The sequence below is a fragment of the Lysinibacillus sp. NPDC096382 genome (assembly GCF_044762845.1).
In the GTDB taxonomy this organism is placed as follows: domain Bacteria; phylum Bacillota; class Bacilli; order Bacillales_A; family Planococcaceae; genus Lysinibacillus.
Genome location: NZ_JBIWFC010000013.1, coordinates 60,470 through 72,523, shown reverse-complemented (window position 1 = coordinate 72,523; position 12,054 = coordinate 60,470). Strand labels below are relative to the sequence as shown.

General features: G+C 33.3%; 4 protein-coding genes. All 4 read right to left on the bottom strand.

Going from position 1 to position 12,054, the window contains the following annotated elements:
- Positions 1-302 precede the first annotated feature (302 nt).
- Entirely contained in the window at positions 303-560 is a 258-nt protein-coding gene (locus tag ACIQZA_RS17200) for a hypothetical protein (protein ID WP_400934970.1), read from the bottom strand.
- A gap of 527 nt (positions 561-1,087) precedes the next feature.
- Positions 1,088-8,692, bottom strand: a complete 7,605-nt coding sequence (locus ACIQZA_RS17195) for a non-ribosomal peptide synthetase (protein WP_402884025.1) — start codon at positions 8,690-8,692, stop codon at positions 1,088-1,090.
- Positions 8,693-10,058: 1,366 nt separating this feature from the next.
- Positions 10,059-11,294 carry a HAMP domain-containing sensor histidine kinase gene (locus tag ACIQZA_RS17190; protein ID WP_402884034.1) on the bottom strand — a complete coding sequence of 412 codons (1,236 nt, stop codon included), beginning with the start codon at positions 11,292-11,294 and terminating at the stop codon, positions 10,059-10,061.
- A gap of 3 nt (positions 11,295-11,297) precedes the next feature.
- Complete coding sequence (locus tag ACIQZA_RS17185; protein WP_402884023.1) at positions 11,298-11,996, bottom strand: response regulator transcription factor; 699 nt, start codon at positions 11,994-11,996, stop codon at positions 11,298-11,300.
- Positions 11,997-12,054 lie beyond the last annotated feature (58 nt).

The following is a 12,054-nucleotide window of genomic DNA, read 5'->3' as shown; positions in this document are numbered from 1 at the left end:
AATTTAATAATTTCCGATTTTCCGTTCCACTCCAATTTGGCTTCAACCTTCTCATTTTCAGTTGTATAAACTTCACAACCTGTACATCAGTAAAACAAAAGAAATAACATACTCAAATGGGTTCATTGAAAAATTATTCTTAAATAAACATTTGTAGCAGAGTCAAATACTCTGTTACTTTAAATTAGATTCTTAAATTATTATTGATTGTATCAATCTGTAAAGTCGTTGCCGATGTATATAAAAAAGAGCCTATAATGGCTCTTTCATCGTTTTTTATAAATACTAAGCCTTTAAAACACCTATTCGCTTGTTACGGACGGTTTTAAAGGCATTTGTTTAACAAATGGTACAATTGGAATCTGTACACATAAATCAATTGAATTTGGTAGTTTATATGAACATATCAATAATTGTCTATCTCCTAACTGAATTGCCTGAATTCTACGTCCCTTTTTCAGTTCTTTCACCATCATGTAGTAGTATTTAACCTCTAAGCTGTATGTGAAGCAGTAATGTAAGATATTATCATGTTCTTCATGATATTGGTCGTGGCTCATACTATTTCACTCCTTTAGATAATCGAAATTAGCATTTGAATCAATCGTAATTCTTAATTACAATATAGACGTTCATTTAGATTTTTATACTACTATTAATCAATTATTTTCGTTCTCGGTGAAAGTGAAATTCATCGACTACTATCTTCATTCTGTTAGTTGCTACACGAAATATCAACACTTCTATTGATTCCACCACTTCTAGGGATATCAAATTGAAGAGTTCTCGTTAACTTAAAACAATTCTCCCCCAAACATCATGATTGTTTGTCCGACCCACCATAGAGTAATTCACAAGGCTAAAGGATCTTTCAATAGAAAACAAAAGAAGTGACTACTCAAATGGATTATCGAAAAATTTCTATTAAATAAACATATGTAGCAGAGTGAAATACACTGTTACTTTACTAAAAAAAAGAGCAAACTTTCGTTTGCTCTTCAAAATGCTTCTTCAGATTAAGGCTTCCCTTTTTCCACGGCGAATAATCATTCAGTTTATCATGTGTATACCACATTTTAATTCTCATTTAAACCGTAGTATATTCTCTGCTAGCGGGGAAAAAACCTAATCGAGATCCGTAATCTATCAAATTAGATACAAACTTTGCATTAGGTAATTCGCATACCACATCAACTTCTTGTAAAAAACGTTGAGTATATTGACACGTTGGGATTGATAAAGAATTTTCAGCTGTTTCTTCTAGTAAAGGCACCATTAATTCCAAAGCATATTTTTGTTTATCAGACAATGAATCGTCTTTAAATAAGTTCATAAACTGTTCAGTATTTACAATTTTAATAGGATGACCGCTCTGTTTCAAATATTCAACAAACGGTTTCCATTCCAGTTGAACAGGATTACAAATGTGGAAAGTTTCCCCTCCCGTTTCCTTTGTACATACCAATTGTACAATAGCTTTACTACTAAAATCGATAGGTACTAGATCAATATACGTATGAATGTTCGGTGCAATTTGTAGTAATAAGATAGCTTTTATCAAACGATAAAAAGCATTACCTTCTATATTCTCTTGAAACCTCCCATCAAGTGTTTGCCCTACTAGGTTTCCTACACGATACACTGTTGCTGGGACGCCTTCTTTTATTGCTTCTCTCACTAATTTTTCTGCCAAAAATTTACTTTCCACATATACATTTTCTAACTGCTGTCCTCTGTCAAAGTCTTGTTCAGAGAACAAAAATTCTTTAGCATCATGAGGGGCATGTCCAGAAATGCTAATTGTTGAAATATAATGAAAACGTGCACGTGCTTCTTTACTCATGTCTAATAAGTATTTAGTAGATTCCACATTGACTTGGATAAAATGTTCTCTGTCTCCATAATGACGCACATCTCCTCCACAATGTATGATCGTATCTATTTCTTGAATCAATTGTTTTTTTATATTTGGTGTAAGGCCTAGATGTCCTTTGCTCAAATCTCCTTCAATAATATGAACGCGATGCTTCATTTTTTCTAATATAACCTCGCCAAAGTAAAACTGCATTTTTTCTCGTACTTTGTTTTCCATTGAAGTTTGTTTTTGATTCCGAACTAGGCAATAAATCACTGTATCAGGTAGTAATAATAACTGCTCTAAGATATGGGAACCAAGAAAACCTGTTCCGCCTGTTAATAGTATACAACAAGGTTTCTGTTGTGAAGCATGTATTAATGTATCCCATTTCGTATTGTTTTCTTGCTTATCTATATGAATATTATTTTCTTTTTTATACTCTCCCACCGTTGCTCCTATACTGTTTTCTTGTTGAAGCGCTGTATCTATTTTTCGCGCCAGTTTTTCTATTGTACGATAGTGAAAGAAATCCTGTATACGCAAGTTAGGGAAGTATGGTTTTAGTTTCACCAAAGTAGGCATAATTTTTAATGAGTGCCCCCCAAGAGCAAAAAAATCATCTTTTATGTTTAAGTCTTTTATGTTTAATACTTCTGCCCAAACATTAGCTAGTACCTTTTGTGTTTCTGTAACAGGTGGTTGATGATTTCTATTTTTCCGGTACTGTATTTGATACTGTCCTAGTAGTTTTTGAACATCTATTTTGCCATTTTGTGTGACAGGAATCTCGTGTACACAAACATATCCTTTTGGTACCATATATTCCGGTAAAGTAGCGGAAACATGCTTATAGGTTTCTTCAATACTTATTTCTGTTTGGTTATGAACAGTGAAATATGCGTGTAATTCTTTTCCTTCTACATCAGGTAGAACCACCGCTTGTTGAATGCGAGGCTCTTGCACAAGTACATCTTCAATTTCTCCTAGTTCAATACGATATCCTCTTATTTTCACTTGTCTATCACGTCTACCCATATATTCTACACTTCCATTTGATTCTAGGCGTACTAGATCTCCTGTCCGATATAAAATAGAATGATTTTCTTTAGAAAACGGGTTAGATAAAAATGATTGTTTGGTTCTATCTGGCTGATTTACATACCCGATTGCTGTTCCTACACTCTCAATGTACAGTTCTCCTATTACACCTATTGGACACAGTTGCATGTTTTCGTTTAAGATATAGACTTTTGTATTAGCAATAGGCTTCCCAATAGGAATCTGGGTAACTGTACTATCCACTTTTGTAGAAACAGAGTGATACAACGAACTAACTGTTGTTTCCGTAGGTCCATATTCATTGACAATCTGTACAGTATCACTCATTTCAGATTGCCATATTCGAATAGCCTCTGCAGATGCAGCTTCTCCTCCCATAATTAGCACACGTAAACTTTTTAATGGAATGAGCTGTTTTGAAGAAACTCCATTTGCTAATTGTTTAAAAAAGGCTGTTGCCACATCTGAAATCGTAATGTTATAAGTAGAAACTGCATCGAAATATGCCTGTGAAGAGTAACGTTGTTCCTCATTTAACAAATGAAGTCTTGCTCCAGTTAATAAAGCTGAAAAAATTTCCGAAACAGACGAATCAAAACTGTGAGAGTAAAATTGAGATAACACATCTTGCTCCGTTATATTGAATGTTTTTGAACGCCATTCCACTAAATTGAGTACGCCAGCATGTCGGAGTAATGTACCTTTCGGATTTCCCGTCGATCCAGATGTGTAAATCATATAGGCTGTGTCTTCCGCTGTATTTTTGTTTAAGATGTCTTGAATCGCAGACGATGCTAACATATCTTCTATTACAGCTACTTGTTCATAATGAGATAGTGATTCTTTTTTTAGAGAATTTTTCGTTAGAATCAGCTTTGCCTTACTGTCATTTAAAATATACGATACACGTTCTGGCGGATATTTAATATCAATAGGCACATAGGTACCGCCAGCTTTGAGAACCCCCAACATACATACAATACTTTCTAAACTTCGGTCTAAGAAAATGGCAACTACATCATTGAGCTGAATTCCTTTTTCAATCAAATAATGAGCAATTTGATTAGAATAATGATTCACCTCTTCATAAGTATATAACCTATCCTCCGTAGAAATTGCGATCGCATCGGGTCTTTTATACACTTGCTGATAAAAACGTTCCTGTATTGATGAATGTTGTGGTATCGCCATATACGTATCATTCAATTTTTGATACATAGTTTTATCTGTATCACTCAATATATTTAATTGACAAAGGGATGTAGTAAAATCTGTTTGTATCATCTGGATAGTTTGCAATAGTTGTTCTGCAAAACGCGAAATCGTTGTTCTTTCAAACAAATCAGTATTATATTCTAAATCCATAATTAGACCATCATCTTCCTCCACAAATGTAAGAGATAAGTCAAATTTACTAATTGCTTGTTCTACAGGTTGTATATCCAATCGATGCAAGTTATGTTGTTGAGCTGAGTTCTGTTGATAACTAAACATAGTTTGGAAAATTGGATTATCATGTGCTCTTCGTTCAGGGTTTACTGCTTCAATTACCTTATCAAATGGATAGTTTTGATGTTGGAATGCCAAAAGACATTTCTCTTTTACGACTTCACACAATTCTTTCATTGTAGCTGCATCTGTTGTATCTACTCGAATTGCAACTGTGTTGACAAAGAAACCTTGTACATCTTCAAATGCTGTATGTTGTCTCCCTGTCACAGGTGTTCCTACAATGAGGTCATTCTGCCCACATATCTGCTGTAAAAATTGCGTGTAAGCAGTGAATAGCAGTATGAATAGTGAAACTTCCTCTTGTTGTGCAAGTTTTTTTAATCCTGCCAAATTTATCTGGTCTATTTTCTTAGAAAGCACCGCACCATGATTTGAAGGAGTACTAGGACGCATTCGATCGTATGGTAGTGATAATTGAGGTAGAACGTTTTGGAACTCTTGTCTCCAATATTTTTTTTCTATTTCCCACGTTCCTAACGAAAGATGTTCATATTGCCATGCGACATAATCAACATATCTAACAGTAGGTTTGGTAGCATGCACAATTTTATTTAGTAATATTTCATCATATACCTCCAATAGCTCCTTTAGAAAACGTTGTAAACTCCATTCATCCATAATAATATGATGGAAATTCAAATATAACCAAGAGCAATCTTCACTCTCTGTGAATAGTATCGTTCGGAATAATGGACCCTGTTCTAAATTAAACTTTTTAGAATCAATCTCCCGTATACACTTCAACCTATATGCTGCTTGTTTACTCTTTTTAATTTTGGTAATATCCACGTGTGTAGCTATCGCGTCTATTTCTTCTCGTATGTGTTGCACAGGCTCCCCTTGCTTTTCCATGAAAACCGTTCGAAAAATTTCATGTCGTTTTACAACTTCATATAAAGCTTTGTTCAACATTTTGATTTGTATACCGGGCTGTATTTGTACCTGGATAGGGATATCATATGTTCGATCTTCTGGATACCTTTTGTATAAAAACCAAAGTCTTTTTTGTGCATGGGATAACGGGTAATACGTTTGTTCAGGAATTTGTGGAATTACGTCTTCAATATCTATAGGATTTAATCGGTCTATATAATCAGCACATGTATGAATCGTTCGATATACATATAAGTCTTTTAAACTTATCTGTACACGGAGTCTGGCATGAATACGATTAATGACTTGGACTGTGAGTAAAGAATGTCCACCAATTGTGAAAAAATCATCTTCGATACTTATCTGTTCAGAATTCATCCGTAAAACTTCTGCCCAGATATTTTGTAATTGTATTTCAGTATCTGTATTGGGTGGGATATATCTATGAGTACGGTTTTCTAATACGGACTCTGCTTGCTTTTGTAATGAGTTATAATCTATCTTGCCGCTCGGTGTTAAAGGAAACTCCTCAACATCTTGCATGTAATTCGGTAGCATAAAATAAGGTAACTTTTCTGAAAGGTATGCTTGAATATCATCAGCAGCCACAATAGCCTCTTTTTGCAATATGTAGAAAGCAATCAATTGCTGATCGCCTTTTTTATTCTGATAAACTATCACAGATGAATGTTGAATAGATGGGTGTCGGAGCATTTGTTCTTCGATTTCTTCTAACTCGATACGATATCCACGAATCTTCACCTGCTTATCTATACGTCCTAAAAATTCAACTTGTCCATCTTGTGTGATAAGACCTTGATCACCACTTTTATATAGTCTTGCCTTAGACGAAGTTGGTAAATTTACAGTTATAAATGATTCTTTTGTTTTATCAGGTTGATTGACATATTTCTGCGCAAGGCTATTCCCACCAATATAAATCTCTCCAGGTACGTACGGTGGACAAATTTGATGCTGTTCGTTCAAAATATAGATTTCTGTATGAGATAACTGTTTCCCAATTGGTATATTTACTTGTGTTTCATTTACCTTGTTGATAATCGGATATGTGGCGACACAGACTGTCGATTCTGTTGGACCATATGCATTTACAATCGGAATTTTTAAATCTACTTTTTCTTGCCATTTTCTTACTGTTTCTGGTAGCAATGTCTCTCCACCAACAAATATATAGTTTAGTGATTTTAATTTTTCTAATTCATGCAGAGACGCTTGCGTTAAGGTATGGAAAAATACAGTAGGTAAAAGACAAAAATTTACTTGTTGCTTCTCAATAGCCTCGATAAAGTGGTTGAAAGATTTTCTTTCTATTTCCGATAAAATATAAAGCCTCCCACCAGTTAACAAACTACTATAGATTTCCCAGACGGATGCATCAAAGATAAGTGATGCAAATTGCAGATGTACGTGATTTTTCTGAAAATGATACGTATCTTTTAAGGATTGTATAAAGTGAATTACTCCCTTATGAGGAATTAATACACCTTTAGGATTTCCAGTAGAACCAGATGTATAAATGATATAGGCGGCATCTTCCGTTACATGTGTTCGTTTCGCTTGCTCAATAATGGACTGTTTAGACATGTCTTCATATAAAATAACTTTTTGATCTAGTTGAATATGTTGTAAACTGAACTTATGACTTGTAATAATATGAGTTGACTCACTATCCTGTAATATAAAACGAACCCGGTCTACAGGAAAATCTGGCTCCACAGGTACATAGGTACCTCCTGCCTTTAATACTCCAATCATTGAAACAACGGCTTCTATACTACGATTCATGATGATACTTACACGGTTTTGTTTTTGAAATCCTTGGCGCAATAAAGTTTGTGCCACTTGGTTCGACAAGACCCGTAACTCTTGATAAGTGATATTTTGTTGACCCATCGTTATAGCAATACGATCTGGGTGTATATCCGCTTGTTCATCAATGAGTTGATCTAATGTCATAGGCGGCACATTTTTCACAGCCAATGTGTTTTGATAAACATCAATATCCTGTGGTAAAAGCAACTCTAGATTGGATATAGGTATGTCACTGTTTTCTATCAATGCCTGTAGTAAATGTTGAAATCTATCTATAAAGTTCTGTATGTCGTTTTCATCATATATACCTGCGTTATAATCAATTTCAATATTTAAAGCATCACTTTGGTTTTGAACTAATCGCCATACCATATTAAACACACTTATTCGATTTTGATGTGTAATGACTTTCGTTTCTAAGTCTTCCATTCTGAAATTCGGAAGTTTCACCATGTTAAATACTGTTGAATATAAAGACGGGTTATTTTCTTCTCGATTCTTAACTTGCTGAATCAAATGGTTCAATGGATAATCTCTATGTGCAATAGCCTCTTTTACTGAGTCATTCACTTTTTGAACTAACTCTGTAAAAGTCTCGGTCGGTGAAAATGCTATACGTAGTGGGACTGTATTCACAAAGTAGCCAAATACCTCTCGCGCTTCTTCGTCACTGCTTCTCGTGTTAATTGGCATTCCAACTACCAAGTCTGTCTGATTTGTCATTTGATGTAATAAAACAACATAGATGCTTAGCCATACACGGTATGAGCTAACTTGCTTTTCCTTTGAAAATTGTTTTATAAGGTTAGATAAAGAAGGCTTTATTGCATATTGTAAAGCTCCTCCTTGATATGTTGGTACAGGTGACTTTACGCAACTTGTTGGAAATTCACTCCACGGTAAGGTACCTTCTAATTTTGTACTCCAATATTTTTCTGAAGTAACATAATCCTCTGTTCCAATATAATTTTGATGTTTATGTAAAAGTTTTTCATACATATGTAGTCTATAATTGTTCTTTTCTATTTCAAAAGTTAGATCTAATGAATAGGCCTGTTCTAAATCTTGCAAGAATAATCCTAAACTCCATCCATCATAAATAATATGATGAAACATCATGTGAAGGAGATATTCATTTGGTTCCAACTGATACAGTTGAAACCGAAACAAAGCATCTGAGGTTAGATCAAATCTTGTGTGAAGATTTAATTTCAAAGATTTGTCCAACATCTGATCTCTTATGGCGCTAGGATAGGAAGACCAATCATAAAAATCCATGTTTACATGAAATTGTTCTTTCCTTATTTGCTTCAGACCGTCATTCGTAGATACAATATTCATTTGTAACGCTACGTGTTTCGCTACAACATATTGCAAGGCCTTTTGTAATTTTTTATGATCTAAGTCTCCTTTTATTTGTATAGAAACGGGTTCATTATAAATGCCCGCTTCTATGTCCATTTGACGTGCCAACCATAATACTTTCTGATTTTCTGTTACATCGTATTGAGCCTCAGTTATCAACTGGGCATTTTCTCCTTTAACAAATCGGTTCATACTGATCCTCCTAATTATTATCAATAGAATACACAATGATAATATTTTAAAATGTATAGTTTTGCTTATATAAATGTGTATAGAAACTCTTGAATGTGAGAAGAGAGGAATATGTTTACTAAAGATTACTAACGCATTTCGCTACGCTTCAGTTGTGGAATTAGTCGTGGCATGACCCTTATAATAATCCAAAGAACTCACTCCAGTAGGACATGCACTTATAAGTATTATGGAAAGGATATTCATTTCACTTACTAGAGGGAGTTGAAAGATTTTGGACTGTTACTAAAAATTGAAGGGAAATAAAATATAAGAGGTATGGAGTTATATTGCTTTTTTTGTTCCGTTACTACACAAACCCCTAGTTCGAGTTTGTAAACGACGCAATAACGGTTACAGTGTAGATTTTAAAAAATCCATTATGTACTTGCTGTGTTAATGAATAACCATCCTCTTTATCAACTATGGCAACCACCCAACGTCAACTAAAACTGAGCTAATCTCGAATGTAAACTTTTCCTACATCAAATTTTATTACCTGTACAAAGTTTTATATTTATATATCGCAAAGCATGGCTATAGTATATGACAGGTAGAACAAATTGTCAAATTTTACCAAAAGAAGCGAGGTAATTGCTCATCTTTTATAAAGCTAGGATGGGTTAAGGATATAAATTCCAATTGCTTGACACAATAGCTCGATAGCAATTATTAGTAATAATAACATAAAAAACCAGTATATTTTTGGAATGAATATGACAAATTATCCTTATAAAACTTCTCCTTCAATATTAGGTTGTAATTTTGCTTTTCAAATATTCTTTGAACTGTACATTCGATTATCAACTAATTTAAAAAGTATTTTAGCAGGTCCTTCTCTCTACCTAATTTTTTATATTGTGTTCTTTTCTATAACCCCTCTTAGCTTATCCTCAGTAGTTGAAGATACAAATCGACTTATACCAAAAGTTCTGATATGCTTGTAATTTTTCTTCAAAAGTCATATTATTTACCTCGCTTTTGTCCAATTTTTTCATTTTAAAAATATAAATTTTCTTTGTTTAAATGAATAACTGTTCCCTTACAATTTGAAATATTATCTTACTAAGTTGTAACGATAATAGAATCCACTAACCTAATTATTTCTCAGCAACTCTTAGATTTCTTCTAAAAACTAAACGGATAGGTTGGAAGATTTGAATTATCAATAATATTCATAAAAAAGGCAGTAGTAACAAGGATTTGTTCCTTGTTACTACTGCCTTTCTGTTATGTAAAGTCACAATGTATAATCATGTAGAAAACTTTGTATGGTTTTTGCACGGATCGACTACAACCTTAAAAACTGATTCAGATATAAAACATTTTAAAATTTTATAAAGGTAATTGTAAACTTTGTATAAGCATTTTTCACACTTTCAACTTTAATAAAAGCTTGATGAGCTTCAATAATCGCTTTTGTTAAAGCCAAGCCAATCCCTGTAGAATCATGTTTTTTAGAATTGCTTGCTTTGTAGAATCGATTAAAAATATGTGGTAAGTCTTCAGCAGCAATCCCTTCTCCAAAATCTTGAATTACGAGCTCTGTATAAATCGGTGCATCCATGACTTGAAGTGTGATTTTCTCACCAGGTTTAGAATGCTCAATCGCATTTTTTAGCAAGTTCATCAAAGCTTCTTGCATCCATAATTTATCGTGGATAACCACTACTTCCTCCGAACCGTCCCAGTCAATTGACAAATCCCTTTCATTGATTATATTTTCCAAACGATTCAAAACTTCATTAATAGTATTCACCAAGTTTAAAGGTTCTTTATTAAATGAAATTGCTTTGGCATCAATTTTCGCTACTTTTAACAAGTTTTGAATTAAAACATTCATTCTGGAGATTTGAATTTCATTATTTTGCAATAATTGAACTTGTTTCTGACGGGGCAAGTCTTCAATCAATAACATTTCATTATAGATTGATATAGTTGAAAGTGGCGTTTTTAATTGATGGGATATGTCTTGCAACATTCGTCCTAAGAATTCCTTCTCTACAAGTAAATCCTTCATATTTTTTCTAATGATGTCTTTCATGGAGCGGAATGAAACCGCTAATTTGGCGATTTCCCCTTCTTTATTTTCATTTATTGTAACTGAGTAATCTCCATCAATTATTTTCTTAGCAATTGAAGTAAGTTGCTTAATTTTATTGAAAATAATCTTGTATTGTATATAGTTTGCCAGAAACAGTATTAATCCGAAACAAATCATTCCCAAAAATATTGTTTGATTAAAGCTAGAAATATGGTTATTTAAAAGTGGAAAAAGTTTCGTCTCCAAATCTTCGTATAATCCATACTGCCTAAAGATTTCTCTCCCTTTCTCCTGATACTTACTTGAATCAGAAGAATTACTTGTTAAGACTTTCATAATTTCTGCTTCATTCTCCGGATTTTGTTCAATCAATTTAGCGGTAATTTCTCCCCAAGCTGTAATAGAATCCGTTTTTAAATGATCGTAAAATATTTGATGTGAAATTAACTGATAAACGATAAATAGAGAAAATAAAACCACCAGTATTATCATATAACCTTTCAATTCGGTATTTTTCATCATCTATACTCGGTTCACATCCTTATCCCAATGATATCCTAATCCTCTTTTAGTAATGATAAACTGTGGATTTTTGGAGTCATCTTCAATTTTTTCTCTTAAACGCATTATGTATACAGATAACGTATTTTCACCAAAAAAAACATCATCTTCTTCTGTTATTTTCAATAGGATTTCATCTCTTTCTAATATTTTGTGAGCGTTTTTCATAAAAGTTAACAAAAGCTTATATTCTAAGGTTGTTAATGGAACAATACCTTGATTTTTATAGACCTTTACTTGATTCATATCCACCTTTATATTTTCAGATATTAAAATCATTGAAACTTCTTCCAATCTAGCTTGTTTGCGTAATTGTACTTTTACTCTCGACATAAGTTCTCTAACCCGAAAAGGTTTTGTTATATAATCATCTCCGCCAATATCTAGTCCCATTACCACATTCGCCTCTTCATCCAAAGCTGTTAAGAATATAATAGCTGTTGCATTATTTTGTTTTTTGAAGTGCAAACATAAGTCATAACCATTTCCATCTGGAAGGTTGATATCTAAGATAGCCAAGTCAAAAATATTATCATTAAATTGGCTTTTCGCTTCTTTTACACTAGTAGCTCTAATCACCTCATAATCTTCATTTCTTAATGAAAATTCAATGGCTAGACCTAGAGCCTCATCGTCTTCTACAAGTAATATTTTATTCAAGTATATCTTCTCCTTCCTCACACTCTATATTAGCAGTTACCATCAAATCAGAATAGCC